This is a genomic window from Pelagihabitans pacificus (assembly GCF_009371985.2).
Classification (GTDB): domain Bacteria; phylum Bacteroidota; class Bacteroidia; order Flavobacteriales; family Flavobacteriaceae; genus Pelagihabitans; species Pelagihabitans pacificus.
Genome location: NZ_VIKU02000002.1, coordinates 274,430 through 298,438, shown reverse-complemented (window position 1 = coordinate 298,438; position 24,009 = coordinate 274,430). Strand labels below are relative to the sequence as shown.

At 44.6% G+C, this 24,009-nt stretch carries 18 protein-coding genes; 3 read left to right on the top strand and 15 right to left on the bottom strand.

Annotated features, from left to right (window positions below; genetic code table 11):
• Positions 1-13: 13 nt before the first annotated feature.
• The 7 genes from FK220_RS08730 to FK220_RS08700 all read right to left on the bottom strand — a co-directional run bounded on the left by FK220_RS08730 (position 14) and on the right by FK220_RS08700 (position 12,117).
• A complete protein-coding gene (locus FK220_RS08730; protein ID WP_152573931.1) occupies positions 14-1,204 on the bottom strand; it encodes an acetyl-CoA C-acyltransferase in 1,191 nt (396 codons plus the stop codon).
• 5 nt (positions 1,205-1,209) lie between these two features.
• The gene (locus FK220_RS08725; RefSeq protein WP_152573930.1) at positions 1,210-3,615 is read right to left on the bottom strand and encodes a 3-hydroxyacyl-CoA dehydrogenase/enoyl-CoA hydratase family protein; all 2,406 of its coding nucleotides are present in this window, start codon (positions 3,613-3,615) and stop codon (positions 1,210-1,212) included.
• 14 nt (positions 3,616-3,629) lie between these two features.
• A complete protein-coding gene (locus FK220_RS08720; RefSeq protein ID WP_152573929.1) occupies positions 3,630-4,079 on the bottom strand; it encodes a MarR family winged helix-turn-helix transcriptional regulator in 450 nt (149 codons plus the stop codon).
• 262 nt (positions 4,080-4,341) lie between these two features.
• Positions 4,342-6,114 (bottom strand): AMP-dependent synthetase/ligase, encoded by a 1,773-nt coding sequence (locus FK220_RS08715; protein ID WP_152573928.1) that lies wholly within the window; start codon positions 6,112-6,114, stop codon positions 4,342-4,344.
• A gap of 163 nt (positions 6,115-6,277) precedes the next feature.
• Complete coding sequence (locus FK220_RS08710) at positions 6,278-6,733, bottom strand: GNAT family N-acetyltransferase (RefSeq protein WP_152573927.1); 456 nt, start codon at positions 6,731-6,733, stop codon at positions 6,278-6,280.
• Positions 6,734-6,934: 201 nt separating this feature from the next.
• On the bottom strand, positions 6,935-10,597 hold the full coding sequence (gene purL, locus FK220_RS08705) for a phosphoribosylformylglycinamidine synthase (RefSeq protein ID WP_152573926.1): 3,663 nt from the start codon (positions 10,595-10,597) through the stop codon (positions 6,935-6,937).
• A gap of 305 nt (positions 10,598-10,902) precedes the next feature.
• Positions 10,903-12,117 carry an RsmB/NOP family class I SAM-dependent RNA methyltransferase gene (locus tag FK220_RS08700; protein WP_152573925.1) on the bottom strand — a complete coding sequence of 405 codons (1,215 nt, stop codon included), beginning with the start codon at positions 12,115-12,117 and terminating at the stop codon, positions 10,903-10,905.
• 70 nt (positions 12,118-12,187) lie between these two features.
• On the opposite strand from FK220_RS08700, the gene FK220_RS08695 reads away from it, so the two are divergent.
• Positions 12,188-13,213, top strand: a complete 1,026-nt coding sequence (locus FK220_RS08695; RefSeq protein WP_152573924.1) for a WD40/YVTN/BNR-like repeat-containing protein — start codon at positions 12,188-12,190, stop codon at positions 13,211-13,213.
• Positions 13,214-13,323: 110 nt separating this feature from the next.
• Here the strand turns inward: FK220_RS08695 and FK220_RS08690 are convergent, their stop codons facing one another.
• The 6 genes from FK220_RS08690 to FK220_RS08665 form a co-directional block, all read right to left on the bottom strand.
• Positions 13,324-13,674: a DUF6515 family protein gene (locus FK220_RS08690; protein ID WP_152573923.1), complete on the bottom strand. Its 351-nt coding sequence runs from the start codon at positions 13,672-13,674 to the stop codon at positions 13,324-13,326.
• Between the two features lie 136 nt (positions 13,675-13,810).
• Positions 13,811-14,257 carry a hypothetical protein gene (locus FK220_RS08685; protein WP_238718958.1) on the bottom strand — a complete coding sequence of 149 codons (447 nt, stop codon included), beginning with the start codon at positions 14,255-14,257 and terminating at the stop codon, positions 13,811-13,813.
• Complete coding sequence (locus FK220_RS08680) at positions 14,244-14,771, bottom strand: hypothetical protein (protein ID WP_238718957.1); 528 nt, start codon at positions 14,769-14,771, stop codon at positions 14,244-14,246. Before FK220_RS08680 ends, FK220_RS08685 begins: the two co-directional genes overlap by 14 nt.
• Positions 14,772-14,809: 38 nt before the next feature.
• Positions 14,810-15,352: an RNA polymerase sigma factor gene (locus tag FK220_RS08675; protein ID WP_152573921.1), complete on the bottom strand. Its 543-nt coding sequence runs from the start codon at positions 15,350-15,352 to the stop codon at positions 14,810-14,812.
• Between the two features lie 133 nt (positions 15,353-15,485).
• Positions 15,486-17,309: an ABC transporter ATP-binding protein gene (locus tag FK220_RS08670; protein WP_152573920.1), complete on the bottom strand. Its 1,824-nt coding sequence runs from the start codon at positions 17,307-17,309 to the stop codon at positions 15,486-15,488.
• Complete coding sequence (locus FK220_RS08665) at positions 17,309-19,018, bottom strand: phospho-sugar mutase (protein ID WP_152573919.1); 1,710 nt, start codon at positions 19,016-19,018, stop codon at positions 17,309-17,311. The genes FK220_RS08670 and FK220_RS08665 overlap by 1 nt, the downstream gene beginning before the upstream one ends.
• A 166-nt stretch (positions 19,019-19,184) precedes the next feature.
• Here FK220_RS08665 and FK220_RS08660 point away from each other — a divergent pair, with 166 nt between their 5' ends.
• A complete protein-coding gene (locus FK220_RS08660; protein WP_152573918.1) occupies positions 19,185-21,839 on the top strand; it encodes a T9SS type B sorting domain-containing protein in 2,655 nt (884 codons plus the stop codon).
• Here FK220_RS08660 and FK220_RS08655 read toward each other — a convergent pair.
• Both FK220_RS08655 and FK220_RS08650 read right to left on the bottom strand, forming a co-directional pair.
• Entirely contained in the window at positions 21,836-22,783 is a 948-nt protein-coding gene (locus tag FK220_RS08655; RefSeq protein ID WP_152573917.1) for a glycosyltransferase family 2 protein, read from the bottom strand. The genes FK220_RS08660 and FK220_RS08655 overlap by 4 nt on opposite strands.
• A 41-nt stretch (positions 22,784-22,824) precedes the next feature.
• A complete protein-coding gene (locus tag FK220_RS08650; RefSeq protein ID WP_152573916.1) occupies positions 22,825-23,352 on the bottom strand; it encodes a DUF4199 domain-containing protein in 528 nt (175 codons plus the stop codon).
• 181 nt (positions 23,353-23,533) lie between these two features.
• Between FK220_RS08650 and FK220_RS08645 the strand changes: the two genes are divergently transcribed.
• Complete coding sequence (locus tag FK220_RS08645; RefSeq protein ID WP_152573915.1) at positions 23,534-23,833, top strand: type B 50S ribosomal protein L31; 300 nt, start codon at positions 23,534-23,536, stop codon at positions 23,831-23,833.
• Positions 23,834-24,009 lie beyond the last annotated feature (176 nt).

Below are 24,009 nucleotides of genomic sequence, written 5' to 3'. Positions count from 1 at the left end.
TTTCGTCTTGTTTCTAATTTAAAAACTCATATATCCCAGCCGCACCTTGTCCGGTTCCCACGCACATAGTGACCATGCCGTATTTCCCTTTCATATCACGTTTGCGCATTTCATCGAACAGTTGTACCGACAGTTTAGCCCCGGTACAACCTAGTGGATGCCCTAGTGCGATGGCTCCTCCGTTCACGTTCACGATAGCTTGGTTCAAATCGAGCTCGCGTATGACCGCCAATGATTGGGAGGCAAAGGCCTCGTTCAATTCGATCAGTTCGATGTCCCCTTGTTTTAAACCAGCTTGTTTCAAGGCTTTTGGTACTGCGGCAACGGGTCCGATACCCATAATTCTAGGAGGTACCCCTGCGGCAGCATAGTTGACCAAGCGTGCGATGGGTTCCAGATTCAATTCCTTGACCATTTCCTCGCTCATGACCATCACGAACGCGGCACCATCACTCATCTGTGAGGAGTTCCCTGCCGTGACGCTTCCCCCGGCCGCGAAAACCGGGCGTAATTTTGCCAGGACCTCCAAAGATGTATCGGCCCTAGGTCCTTCATCCTTGGTGACCGTATACTTTTTGGTCGCCTTTTTACCATCGCTACCGATATAGGTCTGTTCTACTTCAATAGGGGCTATTTGTTCTTGAAAACGGTCTTCGGCTTGCGCTTTTAGTGCTTTTTGGTGCGATTCGAACGCAAACTTGTCTTGGTCCTCACGCGACACATTGAATTCTTGGGCAACCGCTTCCGCCGTGTTACCCATGCCCCAGTAGTAATCCTCATGTCCGGATTTGACCAGGTCATAGTTCAGTTCCGTTTTGTAACCGGTCATGGGTACGGCACTCATGCTCTCCGCACCACCGGCAATAATACAGTCGGCCATTCCAGACTGTATCTTGGCGGTGGCGATTCCGATGGTTTCAATTCCCGAAGAACAGAAACGATTCACTGTGACACCAGGCACATCCACGATATCCAATCCCATTAAAGAAATCAACCGTGCCATATTGAGTCCTTGTGAGCCCTCGGGCATCGCATTGCCGACAATGACATCATCGATGCGTTTTTTATCCAACTGCGGCAATTCTTTCATCATGTGTTCGATGGTTTCCGCAGCGAGTTCGTCGGTTCTTTTAAATCGGAAAACCCCTTTTGGTGCCTTACCGACCGCAGTTCGGTATCCTTTTACTATATATGCTGTTCTCATGTTTCTTAGTTTCTTAGTGGTTTACCGGTTTTAAGCATGTGCTGAATTCGCTCCAATGTTTTCTTCTCGGTACAGAGCGATAAAAAGGCTTCCCGTTCCAAATCCAATAAATACTGTTCATTGACCAAAGTGGGTTCGGACAAATCGCCTCCCGCCATCACATAGGCCAACTTATTTGCAATTTTCTTATCATGTTCGCTGATATAATGGCTCGCCTCCATCGAATCGGTTCCTACCAGGAACATCCCCAAGGCTTGTTTGCCGAGCACTTTGATATCCTTTCTCTTAGGAGGTTGCGTATACCCTGCTTCGGCCAATAATTTGGCATGTGCCTTGGCAGTGGCAATTTGACGGTCCTTGTTCACGACCACGATATCCTTTCCTTTTTGCAGGATTCCTAAATCATAGGCCTCATAGGCCGAAGTGGATACTTTGGCCATTCCGATCGTGAGGAAATACTCCTGCAAGACGTTAAGTTCTACATCGTTCTTTTTAAACGTATCCTGTGCTCGCAGCGCCATTTCCTTGGAACCGCCCCCTCCGGGGATAACGCCGACACCGAATTCTACCAATCCAATATAGGTTTCTGCCGCAGCGACCACCTTATCGGAATGCATCGACAATTCACACCCGCCACCCAAGGTCATGCCATGTGGGGCAGCTACGGTAGGAATAGCGGAGTAGCGCATACGCATCATGGTGTCCTGGAACATTTTGATGGCCATGTTCAATTCGTCGTATTCCTGTTCGACCGCCATCATAAAAATCATTCCGATATTGGCACCTACGGAGAAATTTGCGGCCTGATTTCCGACTACCAACCCTTGATACTCTTTTTCGGCCATATCAATGGCTTTGTTGAGGCCGGCAAGCACGTCGCCCCCTATGGTATTCATTTTTGATTGAAATTCCACATTGAGGATCCCATCGCCCAAATCTTCGACTACGACACCGCTGTTCTTGAAAACCTCCTTGGATTTACGGATGTTGTCTAGGATGATAAAAGCATCCTGACCTGGTATTTTTTCCAAAGCCTTTTTAGGGATATCGTAGAAATAGGTGGCACCCTCCTTGACAGAATAGAATGATTTTTGTCCACTTGTCAGCATCTCGTTCACCCATGGGGCGGCTTCCGCATTTTCGTTCTTCATCATTTCCAAACCTTCCTGAACACCAATGGCATCCCAAATTTGAAACGGACCATGCTCCCAACCAAAACCGGCCTTCATAGCATCATCGATTTTATACAGCTCATCGGTAATTTCAGGGATACGATGGGAAACATAAGCAAATAGGGCGGCAAAGCTCTTTCTATAAAACTCCCCGGCCTTATCCTTACCGCCTACCAATACCTTAAAGCGGTCGGTAACAGTATCAATGGTTTTGGTCAATTCCAAGGTTGCGAACTTGGCGCTCTTCTTGGAACGGTAGTCCATCGTGTCCAAATCCAAGGTTAGGATTTCGCTTTTTCCTCCATCCCCTTTTACCTTTTTATAGAAACCTTGCCCCGTTTTACTACCCAACCATTTATTATCCATCATCGTCTTGATGAAGTCTGGCAACTGAAAGAGACCGTGTTGTTCATCGTCCTTGCAATTCTCTGCAATGCCGTTAGCCACGTGTACCAAAGTGTCCAAACCAACCACATCGACCGTTCTAAAAGTAGCCGATTTGGGGCGCCCGATAACAGGTCCCGTTAGCTTGTCGACCTCTTCTACGGTCATTCCCAAGTCTTTTACCATATGGAACAGACTTTGGATGCTGAAGATTCCAATGCGATTTCCAATGAACGCCGGAGTATCCTTGGCGACCACGGAAGTTTTCCCTAAGAATTGCTCTCCATATCCATTAAGAAAATCGAGTACTTCAGCTGAAGTTTTTGGCCCGGGTATAATTTCAAATAATTTCAGATAACGCGCCGGATTGAAGAAATGTGTTCCGCAAAAATGTTTCTGGAAATCATCGCTGCGGCCTTCACTCATGAACTTAATGGGAATACCGGAGGTATTGGAAGTGATCAAAGTACCTGGGGTCCGATGTTTTTCCAAGTTTTCAAAAACGGTCTTTTTGATGTCCAAACGTTCAACGACCACCTCGATGATCCAATCTACCTTGGAGACCTTTGAAATATCATCCTCTAAATTTCCGGTAGTTATCCGGTCGGCGAACTTCTGATGATAAATAGGCGAGGGTTTTGATTTTAAGGCGGCGTTCAAAGAGTCGTTGACCAAACGATTGCGAACGACTTTGTCTTGCAAGCTAAGTCCCTTGGCTTTTTCTTTTTCAGTCAATTCCCTCGGAACGATATCCAATAATAACACTTCGACCCCGATATTGGCAAAATGGCAGGCGATGCCGCTTCCCATGATTCCAGAGCCAATGACGGCTACTTTTTTAATGTGTCTGTTCATCTAATTTTTAGGTATTAATCAGTTGTCTCTATAGGATGTATTTTCTTTTCGGCAATCAGGTTGTTAATGGTCTCCATAACTTCGAAAAAATGGTCGAGTTTCTCTTGTGATACATTTTCTTTGACCATTTCATTAAAACGCAAAACCACATCCTTTGAATCTTTCCTTTTTTCCAAACCAAAATCGGTCAGATGAATCAAGACCCCTCTACCGTCATTTGGATTCGGTTTGCGTTCTATTAGGCCTTTCTCCTCCATACTTTTCAAGATTCTGGAAAGACTAGTTGCCTCCATACCCATTTTAGGCCCAAGGGCCGTGGACGGGGTTCCTGTTTTGGGGTCTATACTCAATAGGGTAAAGCCGACGGCCATGGTAGACCCGAAACTCTTTGCCTCTTCATTATACATACGGGCTACGGCCTGCCAAGTGGCGCGTAGTGCGTAATCTATGGTAACTTCTTTCATTATTTGTTGGTTGTGGGTACCCAAATATAGAAAAATTTATTATGCATGCATAATAAATTGTTAAAAAAATACCTTCTATGATTCGGAATGGGAGGGGATACCAGATCTATGTATTTGGACCCTATCAGATCAATAAATTGACATGGCCGTTGAGACATGCCCGTTTCTACGGCCCATAAATGATGTTTTAGTCTTGTGACGTTGCTACAAAGAAGTCCGGTCATGCCGCCTTACATGTTCGTAAAAATCGAGGTATGCCCCCCTAGTGTCCGTAGATATCGTTGTAAAGGATCATGTATTTTTCCTTGATAATCTTTCGTCTTAATTTCATGGTCGGTGTCAAATGGCCCTCGCTAATGCTCCATACATCGGGGGTGAGTCGAAATTGCTTTACCTTTTCCCATTTGGCAAAATGTTCATTGGCCAAGTCTACTTCTTCTTGGTATTTGGCAAGCACTTTATCGTTCAAAATGATATCGGAGTTTTCACTAATCGTGATGTTGTTTTCTTTTGCCCAGTCGAAAAGATATTCAAAATCCGGTTGTATCAAGGCTGCCGGCATTTTTTCCCCTTCCCCGACTACCATCAATTGCTCTATAAAACGGGATTGCTTGAAGCGGTTTTCCAATAATTGTGGGGCCACGTATTTTCCGCCGGAAGTTTTGAACATTTCCTTTTTGCGGTCGGTAATTCTCAAAAAACCATCGGAATCGATTTCGCCAATATCCCCGGTATGAAAATACCCATCGATCATCACTTCGGCCGTCTTTTCAGGGTCTTTGTAATACCCCATCATTACTTGTGGTCCTTTGACACATATTTCACCATCGTCGGCAATCTTTACTTCGGTATCCCTCAGTAATTTGCCCACGGTCCCGATTCGAAATCCACCGTTGCGCATATCGTTCACGGAAATCACCGGGGAGGTTTCGGTAAGACCATATCCTTCCATCACCCCGAATTCCGCGGCGTTGAAGATCCGCGCCAATCTAGGCTGGAGCGCTGCACTCCCCGAAGAAATTAATGATAGGTTACCTCCAAGGCCCTCTTTCCATTTACTAAAAATGAGTTTTCTGGCAAGCCCTAATTTCTTTTCATACCACCAACCATTACGTCCGTACGGTTCATATTTTAAACCTAGATTGACGGCCCAGAAGAACAGTTTCTTCTTGATCCCTGTTAAATCGGCTCCCTTGGCGATGATTTTGTCATATACCTTTTCAAGTAATCTAGGTACGGCAGTCATCACATGGGGGGCAGTCTCTTTGAGGTTATCGCTGATGGTTTCCATTGATTCAGCGAAATAAATGGTAACCCCGGCGTACTGATAGAGATACATCATCATACGTTCGTAGATATGACACACTGGTAGAAAACTGAGACATTTGGCCTTGCCGTAGTCAATCGCGAGTCTTTCTGCACTGGCCATGGCGTTCGACACCACATTACGATGCGACAGCATTACCCCTTTTGGCCTTCCGGTCGTTCCCGAGGTATAAATTAAAGTGGCCAGATCTTCCGGTTTGACCACTGCTTTTAATTTTTCCACCTCCTCTTGGTTCGACGTATCGGCCCCTAATTGAAGTATCTCATTCCAGTTTTTGCATTCCGGAACATCGTCGAACGAATAGACATCCTTGAGGGAAGGGACTTGGGCTTGAACCGCCTTTACCTTTTCATAAACCTCTTGGCAAGAAACAAAACAGTACTTCGACTCGGAATGGTTGAGCACGTAGGCATAATCCTCTTCGGAAATGGTAGGATAAATGGGTACGTTCTGTGCTCCCAATTGCAATATTCCGATATCCATGATATTCCACTCCGTACGGTTGGTCATGCTGATAAGTGCAATCTTGTCATTGGGTTGTACCCCCATTCGAAGCAAGGCGCGGCTCACCGCGTTCGCTTTGTCCACATATTCCTGATTGGAAGTGGCCACCCATTGACCGGCGTATTTGGTGACCAATGCTTCCTTGAGATTGTATTTCTCCAAAGCGTAATAGGGAAAATCGAAAAGTCTGGTGATGTTTTGCATACTAGGTTTCTAATTGGTAATTGCAAAATAGGGAAAGTGAGCGGGATTATAAAATGAGTTTGATAAAATACCGTCATACTTGTTGCCAAATCTGCAGTAAAGTCAAACTTCTTGCCAATGATGCTGGAAACCAAGTTTGATTTTCAAGTAGGGAATCCCGTATTTATTTGAAATGAAGTTTCATCCCCTCATGACTTGCTACAAAACCCAATTTCCCATAAAAACGAAAAGCTTCGGGCCGCTTTTTATCCGTGGTTAATTGCACCACATGCGCTCCTCGGGTCCTCGCCCTTCGAATCGCCCATTCGAACAATAACCGTCCAATACCCTTGCCACGATATTCTTCCCTCACTCGGACTGCTTCAATTTGCGCCCTAACGCCACCTTGATAAGTAAGGTATTGGATAAAACTTAGTTGTAAGGTACCGATAACCTTATTTTCCTTATTTTCAATAACGACCAGTTCTTGGTTTGGGTCAGAATTAATTTGAGAAAAAGCCTCATAATATTTCTGTGGAAGGGGGTCTCTATACGCCTCACGTAATTTTCCCAGCGGATCGGTCGCAAGCATTTGAACAATTTTTGGAACGTCTTCTCGAGTTGCTGGGCGTATCTTCATAAACACGAATTTGATTAATTTAACAAATTACCAAGAGTGCAGGCTGGTTATCTCAAAGGGTTGTACAGAGCATTGGGAGGTTCACAGAGGAAATCCCAATACTACCATTTTTAGCTTGACACGCATTTCAGGAATTAGTGCGAATACTAACCAGTTTGAAAACCATAAAACTTGAACCCGGAATAGTGTATACTACTATTGCTAACTATTTTCTACGACCCACTTTTTAGCATTCGCAAAAGCTTCCAACCAGGGCGACACGTCATCTTTTCTGTCTTTGGGGTAGTATGCCCAGTTCCAAGGAAATATGGAACGTTCAATATGCGGCATGGTCACCAAATGGCGGCCAGTCTTATCACACAGCATAGCAATATTGTAATCACTGCCGTTTGGATTGGCCGGATACCCTTCATAACCGTATTTCCCAACAACATGGTACTGTTGCTCAGGCAGGGGTAGGCTAAATTTACCTTCCCCATGCGATATCCAAACTCCTAGGGTGGATCCCGCCAAGGAGGATAGCATTACCGAATTATTCTCTTGAATTTTGACCGAGGTAAAATTACTTTCGTGCTTATGGGAATCGTTGTAGGTCATTTTTCCATGAGCCGAGTGTTCTGGATTGATCAATTCCAGTTCCATAAATAATTGACAGCCATTACAGATTCCGATGGATAAGGTGTCCGGTCTTGCAAAGAAATCCTTGAGAGCGGTATTTGCTTTCTCATTGTATTTGAAAGCACCTGCCCAACCTTTGGCGCTACCCAATACATCTGAATTGGAAAATCCACCAACGGCTCCTAGAAATTGAATGTCTTTCAAGGTCTCTCGGCCCGAGATCAAGTCGGTCATATGAACATCCTTTACATCAAACCCGGCCAAGAACATGGCATTGGCCATTTCGCGTTCGGAATTACTTCCTTTTTCCCTTAGGATAGCCGCTTTGGGTCTTTCATTTTGTCCTTTCTTGGGGATGATGCCTTTGAAGTGTTCCGGGAAACTGTACCGCAATCCCTGATTTTTGTAATTTTTGTATCGCTCCTTTGCCAGACCGCTTGCGGTCTGCCGGTCATCGAACAAATAGGAGGTCTTAAACCAGGTATCCCGGAGGGAGGTAATGTTCAAGCCCATCTCCATACCACCATTTTTGATGGTAAGTGTGGCCACGCTGGTCACTTCCCCAATTTTTTTTACGTTGATACCTCTGTCTATGAGTAGCTGTTCAGTGTTACCGTTCTTGGATTGAAATACGATCCCTGCATTCTCCGAAAACAACAGTTTTATACTATCCGGCTCTTCCAGATCGGACAGGTCCAAAGTGGCCCCCAAATCCGTATCGGCAAAGCATAACTCCAATAGCGTTGTAATCAATCCGCCCGAGGCGATATCATGTCCGGCTAGGATGTGCCCCTCTTTAATTAATTCTTGTAAGGTATTAAAAACCTTACTAAAATAATCGGAGTCATTTATAGTCGGGGCTTTCCTGCCTATACTGTGCAGTGCCTGTGCAAAGGAAGACCCCCCCAATTTGTAAGTATCCTTACTAAGATCGATATAGTAAATGCTTCCACCATCCTTTTGAAATACCGGTTCTACGACTTGGGTTATATCGTTACAATTCCCAGCTGCCGAGATGATGACCGTACCCGGAGAAAGCACCTCCCCATCACTATACTTCTGTTTCATGGAAAGTGAATCTTTTCCGGTAGGCACATTGATGCCCAGTGCTATGGAAAAATCCGAAACGGCCTTTACTGCCTGGTACAGTCGTGCATCTTCCCCTTCGTTTTTGCAAGGCCACATCCAGTTGGCCGATAGGGAAACCGATCGGAGACCATCTTTTAAAGGGGCCCAGATAATATTGGTCAAGGCTTCGGCGATACTATTCTTGCTCCCGGCAATGGGATCGATCAAGCCGGAGATGGGCGAGTGTCCGATACTGGTCGCGACGCCTTCCTTGCCCTTAAAGTCCAAGGCCATTACACCCACATTATTCAAGGGTAACTGTAAAGGGCCTGCACATTGTTGTTTGGCTACCCTTCCGCCCACACATCGATCTACTTTGTTGGTCAACCAGTCCTTACACGCCACGGCTTCGATTTGTAGCACCTGTTCCAGATACTCGTGGAAATGTTCCAAAGAATAGTTGGGGTCGTGGTAGGTTCTTTCAACGGTGGTATCGGCCATGATTGTTTTGGGAGAGCTACCGAACATGTCTTCCAAGTCCATATCCATCGGCTTCTCCCCGGAGCTTTGGGATTGAAAAGTAAATTTTTGATTACCGGTAACATCCCCTACCTGGTACATGGGTGAACGTTCCCGATCGGCGATTCGTTGCAATAGGCCAATATCCTTTTGCCCAATAACGAGCCCCATTCGCTCCTGGGATTCATTGCCAATTATTTCCTTGGCCGACAAGGTGGGGTCACCGATGGGCAATTTGTCCAAATCGATTTTACCGCCCGTTTCCTCCACTAGTTCCGAGAGGCAATTCAAATGTCCGCCAGCGCCATGGTCATGGATGGAGACGATAGGGTTGTGGTCACTTTCGACCATGCCTCGAATCGCATTGGCCGCTCTTTTCTGCATTTCCGGATTAGAGCGCTGAACGGCGTTCAACTCAATGGCCGCGCTGAATTCCCCGGTATCGGCACTGGAAACTGCCGCCCCGCCCATTCCGATCCGGTAGTTATCCCCTCCAAGGATTACAATTTTATCACCGGTTACGGGAGTATCTTTCAAGGCTTGTTCCCTTTTTCCATAACCAATGCCCCCGGCCATCATGATGACCTTATCATAAGCAAGCCTCCTTTGTTCCTCGGCATGTTCGAAGGTGAGTACGGAACCTGAAATAAGGGGTTGGCCAAATTTATTCCCGAAGTCGGAGGCCCCATCGGAGGCTTTTATCAAGATGTCCATCGGGGTCTGGTACAACCATTTGCGTTCAGGCATTGCCTTTTCCCAAGGCCGATTTGCCTCCAATCGCGAATAAGCAGTCATATACACGGCGGTACCTGCCAAAGGCAATGATCCCTTACCACCTGCCAAACGGTCCCTGATTTCCCCTCCCGAACCGGTGGCGGCACCATTAAAGGGCTCTACCGTTGTAGGAAAGTTATGGGTCTCTGCCTTAAGGGAAATAACCGACTCAAAGGGTTTTTCCTCATAAAAATCAGGTTTGTCGGCACTTTTTGGGGCGAACTGTATCACCCGGGGTCCTTGTACAAAGGCTACATTGTCCTTATAGGCCGAAACGATATCGTTCGGGTTTTCCCGGGAGGTTCTTTTGATGAGTTTGAAAAGGGATACGGGCATCACTTTTCCGTCGATTTCAAAAGTGCCATTAAAAATCTTGTGCCTGCAATGCTCGGAGTTCACCTGACTGAACCCAAACACCTCGGAATCGGTCAGTTTTCTACCGATTTTTGCAGAGAGTTCGTTAAGGTAGGCTACCTCCTCGGAACTCAAGGCCAACCCCTCCCTTTCATTGTAGGAGGCAATATCGTCAACTTCCAAAATAGGTTCCGGTACCACATCGATATTGAAAAGATTCTGTGTCAAAGCCGAAAACTTCTCGGAAAGCATGGGGTCATAGTTGCTGTGGTCTTTAGCGACCCTTTCGAATTGCTCTATGCGCACAATACCCGAGACCCCCATATTTTGGGTAATTTCGGTAGCGTTGGTACTCCAGGGGGTAATCATGGCCGCACGCGGTCCAACAAAAAAGGCGTCAAGTGACGCCGTATCTATCTTGGGTTGGTTGCCGAACAACCAACTCAATTTTTCTATGTCTTGTTGTGATAGCTCCTGAATAGTCTGTACGGCAAAAACTTTGGTGGTGGGCTCCCCGAAAAAGTGAATCATAGGGTCTGAGGGTTGTTACGATTGACAAAGCACAAATTTACGTCATTCGCCTTAAATTCTAATGCTGTTTATCAATTCTATTGAAATTAGAAATCAACAGTTTTTTGGGGGAATTGTTGATTACTGCGATCGCTGTGATTGAATGGTAAGGCCCTTGGAAAGAAAACCGGAAATCAAGGCTTATCTCTAATTTGCTAAGGGTAGCGAAGACTGTTTTTGCGCTACGACGCCTAATCTACTCTTTTTAGGAGGTTTTTGAACGCCATCTATCGACCCATCACACCAAAAAGGTTCGGAAGTGACTCTTACTCGCCTCTCTCGAACAAGGCCATGTAAAAGCCATCGTACCCACTTTTAGAGGCATAGATGTTCCTTTCTTCTACCAAGGTGAAATCATTGCCTTCCTCGGCGGCCAAGAATGATTTGACCTGATCGTTGTTCTCCTGTGGAAGAATGGAACAGGTGGCGTAAACCATTTTTCCGCCTGGTCTGACCATCTTACTATAATTGCGGAGAATTTCTTGTTGGGTCTTAGTAATTTTATTAAGAAACTCGGGTTGTAACTTCCATTTGGTATCCGGATTTCTTCGAATGACACCCAAACCGGTACAGGGGGCGTCGATCAGTAGCCGGTCTGCCTTTCCGTATAGTTTCTTGATGACCTTTGTCGAGTCGATTTCACGAGGTTCGATATTGTGTATTCCATTTCTTCGGGCACGGCGTTTCAATTCCTTCAACTTGCTACCATAGATGTCCATCGCTATCAACTGTCCCTTATTCTCCATTAAGGCGGCCAAATGTAATGATTTTCCTCCGGCACCTGCACAGGCATCCACCACGCGTTGGCCAGGTTTAACATCCAACAACGGTGTTACGAGTTGTGAATTGGCATCCTGTACCTCGAAAAGCCCTTTTTTAAAGGCCTCGGTTACGAAGACGTTGGCGCGTACGGGCAAACGAAGTGCATATGGGTAGCCTTTAATAGGCTCCGCGACAATGTTTTCCTGCGACAGCATTTTGCGCAGTTCTTCTTTGGTGGTTTTTAAGGTATTGGTCCGCAAGATGACCTCTGCCGGTCGGTTCAAAGCCGTGATTTCGGCCGACCACAATTTTTCCCCTAATGACTTGGCGCAAAGCTCATCGAGCCAATCGGGAACGGCTTCCCGGAATTTCCTGATTTTGGAAAGCTCATCGAACCTACCTTTTATACGACGTTCCGGGGTGGGTTCTATTTGTTTCCAATCGGGCAATGGGATTCCTTTTAAAACGGCCCAAACCGCCCACATACGAAACAGGTCGGGACGGCTATAAGGTGCTTTTACAGTAGCGATTTCGGCGTATAAACGTTTATAGCGAACCATTTCATAGGTTGTCTCCGCTATAAAGCCGCGATCTCGCGAACCCCAACGTTTGTCATACTTCAACACCTTCTGAACTACCTTGTCTGCGTACTCCCCTTCATTGAAAATCAAATTCAAGGCATCGATTACGGCAAACACCAAGTTTCTGTGCAATTTCATCTAACAAAAATAAGGGTGCAAAGGTATGGTATTCCATAGGATTCCATTTACATTTGGGAAACTTTATACGATGCGTGGCTTTTTGTTTTGTTTGATTTTCCTGGGCATTTGTTCGTGTTCCGTTACTGAAAAAAGAGCTCCTTTCACTTCCGTGCAAATTGAAATTCTGTATGAAGACTCCATCAGTATCCGGGCGATTGAAATTATGGGAAACAGCTTGGCTTTTGCCGCCAATAAAGGAACCTTCGGTGCAATTGACCTAAAGGACGGGAAGGTGCGGACAAATGAGAAAAAGTACCATACCATAATTCCAGAGTTTCGCGCTGTTGCGCATACCGCTACCGATTTTTTTATGCTTTCGGTCGGTAATCCGGGGCTCCTATACAAAACAGGAGGGCAGGGAAGAATGGACCTAGTGTACATGGAAGAAGGAGAGGGCGTTTTCTATGATGCCATGACATTTTGGAACGACAAGGAAGGGGTTGCGGTAGGGGACAGCGTGGATGGATGTTTGAGCATCATCATTACAAGGGATGGTGGAAATTCATGGCAAAAAATCCCCTGTACAGACTTACCGGAAGCCATCGAAGGGGAAGGGGCTTTTGCTGCCAGTAACACCAATATCAAAACCATAGGTGACCAAGTATGGATCGCGACCACCAAGAGGGTTTTATACTCTAAGGATAAAGGAAACACTTGGGAAGTAATGCATACGCCCATTGAAGCGGAACAAACAACTTCCGGAATCTACTCCATTGATTTTTATGATGAGAATGTAGGCATTGCCTTCGGAGGGGATTATACCAGACCACGGAATTCACGGAACAATAAGGCAATGACCAAAGATGGTGGTAAATCATGGTATCCTATCAACGAGGGGAATCCTCCCGGATATCGTAGCTGTGTTCAGTTTGTACCAAATACCAACGGTACGGGCATTATAGCGCTTGGTTTTGAAGGAATAGACTATTCCAGTAATATGGGCAAGTCATGGACACATCTCTCAGACGAATCATTTTACACCTTTCGTTTTTTAAACGATTCGGTTGCCTACGCAGCCGGTAAGAATCGAATCGCAAAACTGACTTGGAGATAAGCATGATTGCTTGTTCATAAAAAAAACGAGATGCTATAAAACTATATGGCATCTCGATTTTTATCATCCGAAAAGAACGGGAAAGTCCCTACGAGGTATAATAACATACATTACGCCGTTACCACTACAAAACCACGTCCTTTCTTTTTGTACCAAACACCCTTGTATTTGTACAACTTTCTTCCATTGATATGAACCACTTTGTTGCCCCTAGGTAAGTGTCGCACCGTGATACCTAGCGGTGCGGCACAAACGACATATTTTCTTCCTCGTGCTTTGTACCATACACCATTGGCAAAATGAAACCTGGCATTTTTATGTATGACCACCTTAGGTTTATGTATAGTGGTAACCACGGTTCCATGTTTGGGATATACTTTGACTACTCTTCTTTGGGCATTTACTGAAAGGATGGTTCCCAATAGTACCAATGATGCCAAAATTACTTTTAAACTTTTCATAAGGATTAAATTTAATGCCCTGGATTTGGTCAGGGGTTGTTTCTATCTTTTTGACTTTGATTTGGGCCTAGGGTTTAATAAAAAAAGAGGCTTTTTAGCCTCTTTTTCTGTATTTGGTCGAAACAAGGGTTTATTTTCACTGTCCACCCCTGTTTTGCCGGTATCGTTTTATAAGTTCCCTTTTAAAATCTTCTTCCGCTTTTAGGAGAAGAATTGTTTTCTTTGCCGCTAATAGCTCGTTCACTTTTTTGATAAACTTCTCGTTTTCCGCTTGCTTTTCAGCCTCAAGGTTCAGAAAACGTTCCAAAAGCTTGTTGGCTTCGTTACCCGAAACGGCATCCAAATTCCTAAGTTTTGCCCTGATTTCGGTACGTTCGGTAATTCGCAGGTCTTCCATCACCTTTTCATGCTCGTTGTAAATTGGCCAAAATTGTTGCGCTTCACCGCTGGTAAGACCTATGCGTTCTGTTATGAACGCAACTTTCAGCGCCTTTATTTTGTCCCTGCCTGGCCGGTCCTGGGCAAAAAATAGGTTACAGGTGAGGAACAAAGCCATAAAGGCCATTGTTTTAATAAACTTCATTGTCTTCAAGGTTTAGTTCTTCAAAATCATCGATGTTCTCATCCAAATAGTCGACGATATTTTCTTCTTTGATTTGATTTTTCAATAAGTCATTTATTTCAAGGTTTTCCAATGGCAGCACTTCTGCAATCTCAAAGGGGCTCAACCCTATTTCGTGGTTTTCGAAATACGTATCGATGTCCGAACTGGCAATATCTTGAAACGTGACCGATTTCTCGGTCTTCCAATTTAACGCGATCAGTACCACTAACAGCGCTGCGATGGAAGCGGCCGCAAAATAGTATTTCCGATACGCCTGTAGTTTTACAACCTTTGGTTTTTCTTGTTTAAGCTTTTCTTGGATGTTTTTGTTCAATCCGTCAAAATAAGCTTCCGGCACTTTAAAACCTTCGTCTTTGGGCAGATTGGCCGGCTCTGTTTCCATTTTGGCGATTAACCGCTCGTGAAAGCCTTCGAAATAGCCTTCCGGGGTCTTAAAGCCGTCTTTTTTCTTTAAATTGTTCAGTTCTTTCATGGTTTTGGTTTGACTTTTTCAAATCTCCAAAAGGGTTATCACCCTGATTTTAAAAATGCTTCAATCTTTTTTGCCGCCAAATGATAGGAAGCTTTTAGTCCACCTACCGTAGTCTCCAAAATTTCGGAAATTTCCTCATATTTCAGCTCCTCAAAATATTTCATGTTGAAAACCAACTTCTGTTTCTCGGGAAGCGTAGCAATCGCTTTCTGCAATTTTAACTGTATGGCTTCTCCCTCAAAGTATACATCGGCCTCCAGATTGTCTATCATTCGATCTTGCAATTCCCCATCACTGAGCCCTAGCTTTTTCGATTTGTTTCTTAAAAAATTAAGCGATTCATTGGTAGCGATGCGATACATCCACGAGTATAGCTTACTTTCCCCTTTGAACCCTTCGATATTTCTATAAACCTTAATGAACGTATTTTGTAAAACGTCGTCGGCATCGTCATGATCTAACACAATCCTACGGATATGCCAATACAACCTTTTCTGATAGGTATCAACCAACACCTCAAAGGCCTGGGATTGGGTCTTCCGGTCTTTTAACTGGTCAATTAAGGTTTCCTCGGTCAGCAATAGGTCTCTGCTTGAATTCGATTCTTTGACGTTAAAGTTAGCAAAAGGTTTAATCTTTTTTTGAATCACCCGAACCGGTAGCACGGAAAGAAGCTAGCACAAAGTAGGAAATCCACTTGCCAACCATAGAGGCCTACGTTAGTGACTGCATCTCGACCAATTTCTTATACACTCCATTTTTAGCTAACAACTCGGGATGGGATCCCTGCTCTACGATGACCCCTTTTTGTAGCACTATTATAGTATTCGCGTTCTGAATGGTAGACAGGCGGTGGGCGATTACGATGGAAGTACGATTGCGCATCATATTTTCAAGGGCATCCTGTACCAAACGCTCACTTTCGGTATCCAGCGCTGAAGTAGCTTCGTCCAATATCATGATGGGAGGGTTTTTAAGTACGGCCCGGGCGATGGATAAACGTTGTTTCTGTCCACCGCTTAGTTTATTACCACTATCCCCAATATTGGTCTTGTAACCATTAGGCAATTCTTGAATGAAATCATGGGCATTAGCGATTTTCGCCGCCTCGATGATGTCTTCGTCCGTAGCATTTTCCTTTCCTAAACTGATATTGTTCCGTACTGTATCGTTGAACAGAATGGAGTCTTGGGTTACCAATCCCATTAGGTTTCGGAGAGATCTTTTGGTCATACTTTTAACATCTACACCGTCGATTTCGATATGGCCATCATTTACATCATAGAAACGGGTAACTAGATTCGCGATGGTGCTTTTTCCGCTTCCTGATTGCCCGACCAGTGCCACCGTATCACCTTTGGGCACCGTAAGGTTGAAATTACGAAGTACATATTCTTCCTCATATTTAAATGAGACATCCCTCAATTTGATTTCGGAATCAAAGTCAAGTTTTTCAATGGCATTTTCGATTTCCGAAATCGGGTTTTCGGTCTCCAATATTTCCAAAACCCTTTCTGCGGCAGCATTTCCTTTTTTCACCCCGTAAGACGCTTTACTAATTGATTTCGCCGGGGTCAGAACACCATAGGCAAGTCCCATGTAGGCAATGAAAGAAGCAGCATCGAGTGTTTTGTCGACCAAAACCATTTTCCCCCCGAACCATAGCAATACGCCGATGGTCAATATCCCCAAAAACTCACCGGAGGGAGAAGCCAAGTTTTGACGGTTCAGCAAGCTATTGCTAAATTTAAAAAATCGGTCCGTAGAGGCCGAAAAAACTTTGTAAAACCTTGATTCGGAATTAAAAGATTTGATTACCCGTAGGCCGCCAAGGGTTTCTTCGACAATCGATAGAAACTCCCCTTGTTCACGTTGAACGTTATCCGATTGCCTTTTAAGCGATTTCCCGATCCAGGAAATAATCGCCCCGGAAACAGGAATGAAGATAAAAACGAAAATGGTCAGTTTTGCACTGATCAAGAACATTACGATAATTGTGAAGAGTATGGTGAGCGGCTCCCGTACAATCAACTCCAAGATCGACAGGAAGGAATGCTGAATCTCCAAGACATCCGAGGTGATCCTGGCGATGACATCCCCCTTTCTTTTTTCGGAATAAAATGAAATAGGTAAATCTGTTATCTTTCCGTAAAGGGCATTTCTGATATCCTTTAAAACACCGTTGCGAAGAAAAGTAATGAAATACATCGCAAGGTAATTGAACAGGTTCTTTAATAAAAACAGGACAAGCACCAAACCAATAACCAATATGAGACCCTTCATTTTATCATCAGCGGCGAACTGGGTTACCTGATAATTCATGTAATCCATGAAATAGTCTTTTAATTTCCCCAATCCTTGATAGGCGGGTGGCTCGAAAAGTTGTTTGTCTTTCTCGAAAAGAACATTCAACATGGGCATCAGCGCGGCAAAGGACAGTGCACTGAACAAAGCGTAAAGCACGTTGAAAAAAATATTCAGATAACCGTATTTGCTGTAGGGTTTCGCAAAGCGAAGGATTTTCTTGAAATATTCCATTAAGACAATTTCAGTTCGCTAAGGATCTGCGCTATTTTATGATCTAAATCGGCAGCTACTCTTTGGAAGTCTTCGGCCCGTGGCAATGGGGCGTTGGTGCTAATATAGAATTTCACCTTAGGCTCCGTGCCACTGGGTCTTGCCGCTATTCGCGTTCCGTCCTCGGTTTCGTAGATAAGGACGTTGCTTTTAGGAATATCGATGGGTTTTTCTTCCCCTGTCAGGACATTTTTTATGGTTGAGACGTTATAATCCTCGATGTATTTCACCTTGGAACCCGCCACCGATACCACCGGATTTTCCTTGAAGTCTTTCAACATCTGTTTGATTTCCTCCGCACCACTCATTCCTTTTTTCGTGATGGAAATAAGTTCTTCCTTATAAAACCCGTAGTCGACATAGCAATCGATCAAATCTTTGTACATAGAACCTCCATTGGCCTTCGCTTGGGAGGCAATCTCGCAGGCGAGCAGGGTCGAGGTCACAGCGTCTTTGTCCCTTACAAAATCCCCGACCATATATCCGAAGCTTTCCTCGCCGCCTCCGATAAATTGGGATTGGGGAAAATCCTTGATCATCTTGCCGATCCATTTAAAACCGGTCAGGGCGGTTTTGAATTCCACGCCATAGGCATCGGCCATAACTTCCATCATGGGGGTGGAAACAATGGTGGTCGCAATGAACTCGTTCCCCTTGAAACCTCTTTCTTTTCGTTTTTCCAGGAGAAACTTGGTCATCAGCACCATGGTCTGGTTTCCGTTGAGGATTTCCATCTTACCCTCAAGGTTTCGTACTGCGACTCCCAAACGGTCGCTATCGGGATCGGTTCCGACTACCATATCCGCACCGATTTCCTCGGCTTTTTTGACTGCCATGGATAGCGCTTCTGTTTCTTCGGGATTCGGTGATTCGACGGTAGGGAAGTTTCCATCCGGTTTGGACTGTTCCTCGATGATGGTCACATTCCTATACCCGGCCCTTTTCAATACTTCGGGAATAGCGGTTATCGATGTCCCATGTAAGGAGGTAAAAACAATCTTGAATTCATCTTTCCCTTGGGCATCAAAATTGCCGTTGGCGACCGAAGCCGAGATAAAGGCCTCATCCAATTCCTTGTCGATCAGCTCTATAAGACTTTCATTGGCGTTGAAATTAGTATCTTCGTACGACAGTGAATTAATTTCCGCAATGATTTCCCTGTCCTGGGGGGGTACAATTTGTCCGCCATCCGTCCAATATACCTTGTAACCATTGTATTCGGGCGGATTATGCGAAGCGGTCAATACAACACCGGCATGACAACCCAAATACCGTACGGCGAACGATAGCTCAGGGGTGGTGCGCAGCTCCGAGAACAAAAATACCTTGATACCGTTCGCCGAAAATACTTCCGCCACGGTTCTGGCCAAGGTATCGCTGTTATGACGGCAATCGTAGGCAATGACTACTTTGATATCCTCCCCTTCATACACTTTATTGAGATAGTTGCTGAGTCCCTGGGTGCTTTTTCCCAAAGTGTATTTGTTTATGCGATTGGTACCGACACCCATTACCCCGCGCATCCCGCCTGTACCAAATTCCATATCCTTGTAAAACCTATCTTCGAGTTCTTCGGTATTGCCTGCAATGAGATTTTCGATTTCTTTTTTGGTTTCCGAATCGAAAAAATCGGTCAACCAACTTTTGGCGGTATCTAAAATGGTATCCATGGGAATTTTTTGGTAAGCCCAAAATTACGTTAGAAAATTGAAACAAAGATGAAATTCGAAAGTTTTCATTAAGCACGAAACGCCGATAAGCGGTCACTTTTATCCTTTAATCTTTCGTATTTTGTAATTATTTTTACTTATCGACCATTTACCATATCTTGTGCGAATGCGATTCTTGTTGCTGTTCCTGTTTTGTATATGCGCCTTGCCCGTTCTCGGGCAACGGGAGGCGGCCAACTGGTATTTCGGGAATAATGCAGGCCTAGACTTTAACTCGGGCGCCCCTGTGCCACTTTTTAATGGGCAAGTGGAGACCTTGGAGGGCTGTGAAAGCTTTTCCGATCAAGAGGGGAATCTCCTTTTTTATACAGACGGAAAAACCCTTTGGAACCGATTTCATCAACCGATGCAGAACGGCGATGGACTAAAAGGAAGTTTTTCGACCTCTCAATCCGCGTTGGTGGTACCCAATCCTGTGCTGCAAAATATCTACTATGTTTTTACACCCGATGATGTGTTGGCATACGGACTCGGTACGGGTGAGGCACCATCGGGAGTTACCCAATCGAACGGATTTAATTTTTCGGTTATCGATATGGCAGGTGATGCCGGTCGTGGTACCGTTACCGTAAAAAACGTAGACCTCTTGGAAAGCGCTGCTGAGAATGTAACTGCGGTACGCAATTTTGAAGGTGATTTTTATTGGGTGCTGACCCATTATCAAGATCGTTTTTATGCTTACAGGGTTGACGGCAATGGTGTGAACCTACAACCGGTAATTTCCCGTGTTGGCCCGAATATTAGCAATTATGAGAATTTCAGGGGAAGTATCAAAATTTCTCCGGACGGTACAAAATTGGCCATCGCCCATACCACCGTTAAACCTGTTAATCAGGGAAATCTCTTTCTTTACGATTTTGATAGTACAACAGGAACAGTGAGTACCCCAAGGCTTTTGAATGGTGATAGGGTGTATTATGGGGTGGAGTTTTCTTCCGATTCCTCAAAACTTTATGCAAGTGGTCTTGCTATTCGCGGTGCTAACGATATGGGAAATTTGGAAGTTGTACAATTCGATTTGGAGGCAACCGATATTCCTGGGTCCGTTTATTTGGTAAACACATACGAAGGAGGGCGCGTCGGGGTTATTTCCGGTGCTTTGCAACTTGCTATCGACAAGAAAATATATCACGCCGTTCCCAACGAAAGACTATCGGTGATACGCACCCCTAACTTAGGGGGTATCAACTGCGATTTTAGGGAATTTTCAATTGATTTGGGCGATCGCACCGCCTCCTATGGATTGCCGCCCTTTATACAATCCTTTTTTGAAACGATTGTTACCATCGAAAACTTTTGTGAGGGTGATCTTACCACCTTCACAACAGATTCTACCGGACCCGTAAGCGGCATTCGATGGAATTTTGATGACCCTGCCTCAGGTACCGCCAATACCTCGACGGAACTAAGTCCTAGCCATGTTTTCTCATCTTTTGGGGTCTTCACGGTGGAAATGGAGGTTACCTATCAAAACGGTTCCATGAGAACGTTCACCGAATTTGTGGAGATTGCGGAAGTTCCGCAAGTAGCTACCCGGGTCGACCTCGTTCAGTGCGACGCCGATGGCCAGGAAGATGGTTTTGCAGACTTCAATCTGAATGAGGCAATTGCTATTTTTAATAATGGAAACCAGGATATTAGTGCGCTTTTTTTTGAGACAATAGCGGATGCCCAGGCCAACATGAATCAATTGAACCCTATGGGCTATCGCAATTTGGTAAACGGACAGGTCATCTACGCAAGGGCTTTTGAAAACGCCGAATGTTATTCTATTGTAGAGATTGTACTTTCTGTCAATTCATCATCAGATTTAGGCTTGTATGATATCGTCCCGGTATGTATTACTAATAGCGGTGGTTTTTTCGTTGAAGTCGATACGAATGCAGCATTTGATTTACTCGAAAACGAATTCGGAGGGGGCAGCGTTCAACTTTTTAAAACAAACGAAAGTGCAATTCTGGAAATAGAGCCGGTTACCAGGGAACCAACAAAGTTTGATATTCGTGAAGAGGTGGTTTTTTACTTTAGAATCGAGGATAACGGAGGATGTGACTTTATAGGAAGAATTGATCTGGACCTTATACAGCCACCGGAATTTGAGGAGCAACCGACGGTATTTCTTTGCAATTCCAGGGCAGCGCTAATTGCACCGGAAGGTTTTGACACCTATATATGGTCCTCTGGGGAATCATTCCAAAATATCACGGTCAACATGCCCGGTATCTATGAAGTTACCTTTGGCTCGGGGGCCTGCCAGTATACCCAATCCTTTACCGTTCGGCAAAGCCCTGAGATAAATCTGGACAAAATTGTGGTAAACGATTTTAGACGGGACAACACGGTCACCATCGTTATAAGCGGTGAAGAGATATCCAATATTCGCTTTTCCTTGGATGATGGCAGTACCTTTCAGGAATCAAATACTTTCACAGATGTCCAACCAGGCCTTTACAGGGTGGTCATCAGTGACGAATGCACAGAAAGGACCGAAACAATCGTGGTAGGGGGCACCGCCCCATTCTTTACCCCCAACAACGACGGGTTCAACGATGTATGGACACTGTCAAATACGGAGTTTTTCCCGAATTTTCAGATGTCGATTTTCGATCGTTATGGAAGACTTCTGACCTCATTTGATGCAACATTGCCGGGTTGGGACGGAACGTTTCGCGGTATGGAAATGCCATCGGCGGATTATTGGTACAAACTAAGCTTGGCAGAGGGTAGGGTGGTAACGGGACACTTCACCCTAAAACGCTAATCGTTCAGCGTTTTCTCTATGGTGTAGTGCGCCTTATCTTTCTTGGAACGTATCAATATCTCCCCTAGGAATCCTGCTAAAAATAATTGGGTTCCGATGATCATGGCCGTCAGTGCTATAAAGAACTGGGGACGGTCGGTGATCAGCCGTCCTGTCGGATGAATGAAGAGTTTGTCGATTCCCAAGTAGAGGGCAAAACCAAAACCTATAATGAACATCAATACGCCAAGCGCCCCGAATAGATGCATCGGTTGTTTTCCGAATTTGGAGACGAACCAAATGGTAATCAGGTCTAAAAAACCATTTATGAATCGTTCCATGCCAAATTTAGTCTTTCCATATTTACGTGCTTGGTGTCGCACCACCTTTTCCCCTATATTCGAGAAGCCGGCACTCTTGGCTAGGACAGGAATATAGCGATGCATCTCTCCCGATACCTCGATGGTCTTGACCACATTTTTTCGATAGGCTTTCAATCCGCAATTAAAGTCGTTCAGTCTTACACCCGACGTTTGTCTTGCTGCCCAGTTGAATAGTTTTGAGGGTATATTTTTAAAAATAACCGAATCGAAGCGCTTTTTTTTCCATCCCGATACCAAATCGTATCCCTCATCCTTGATCATCCGGTACAACTCCGGTATTTCTTCCGGATTGTCCTGCAAATCGGCATCCATCGTGATGATTACATCGCCCTGGGCGGCTTTGAATCCTGCATGCAAGGCCTGTGATTTCCCAAAATTTCGCTGAAAACGAATACCTTTTACCGAAGTATTTTCGGCGGCAAGTTCAGAGATCATATCCCAGGAACCGTCGGAGCTGCCATCGTCTATAAAAAGAATCTCATAGGTATAACCTTTGGCTTGCATGACACCAACAATCCAATCATGCAGTTCTTTAAGGGATTCCTCTTCGTTAAGCAAGGGGATGACAATCGACAGGTTCATGCGGTACTTCTGAAAATCTGTTCAAAAGTACAATTTTGTTACTAATAAGTAGGTCTTTGTTTTTTTAGGATCAGACTAGAAATCAAAGAAATTACGAGTCCTATAAAAAGACCACCTATCAAGGCAATGGCTGCACTTATACCAGGTCCTGAAAATTTCTTCATCATTTCTTCTGCATTCGCTATTTGCTCCTGGGTCATATTTGGATTCTGGGCAATCATTTCGGCTTTTCTTACTTGGAGTATATTTTCCAAAAAGTCAGGTTCGATGAGGTTCATGAATATTTGTTGATAAACGACCCCGATAATGGCGGCGACCAGGGCAATCCCGATTCCTACCTTAATTCCTTCGGTCAGCGTCAAAAAACCCTCGTTCGCTTTTTTAAATTGAATAATTCCGATTACGATGACCGCTGCCATAATGAATACATTTACCAGAAAGATGCCCCACCCTTGCTCGTATTGCATATCCATAGAATAGAGCATCAGGGCAAATACGATACTTAGGGCACCGAGAATAACGCCAAAGTTCAAAGCAAATTTTCCGGTTTTTGGTTGAATTTCTTCCATCGTTGAGATTGTTTTGATTATTTAATCGGTTAGTTGTTTAAACAAGTAAATTGTTACGATTAAAGATACGGAATTTTGTTTCACTTTTTTTGGACATTAAAATTGCGCATTTCCGAAAATTCCTTATATTTGCACGCCTAAATAGTGCCTGTTGGAATGGGTGCGTAAAAGTGTAAATACAATGAAAAAAGGGATTCACCCAGAAAATTATAGATTGGTTGCCTTTAAGGATATGTCGAATGATGACGTCTTTATAACCAAGTCGACCGCGGAAACAAAAGAGACCTTAACGGTCGAAGGAGTGGAGTATCCGTTGGTGAAGTTGGAAATTTCCAGAACGTCCCACCCGTTCTATACCGGAAAAGCCAAATTCTTGGATACCGCCGGCCGTATCGACAAGTTCAAAAGCAAATACGATAAGTTCAAGAAACCGGCTGCTGCAAAAGCCAAGGAGGCCGATGCCGGTAAAGAGGAAGAATAAAATGTCCTTAACGATATTGAAAGCGCTTTCGAACTTCGAAGGCGCTTTTTTTATGCCGTTTCCTTGGTGGCACATGAATGATACATGGGTAGTTTGAGCGTTACAGCCAGATTTATCTTCCAATTCATCCAATTCTTGGAATCAACTTTTTGATATTGCCTATTTTTGTCGCAAAA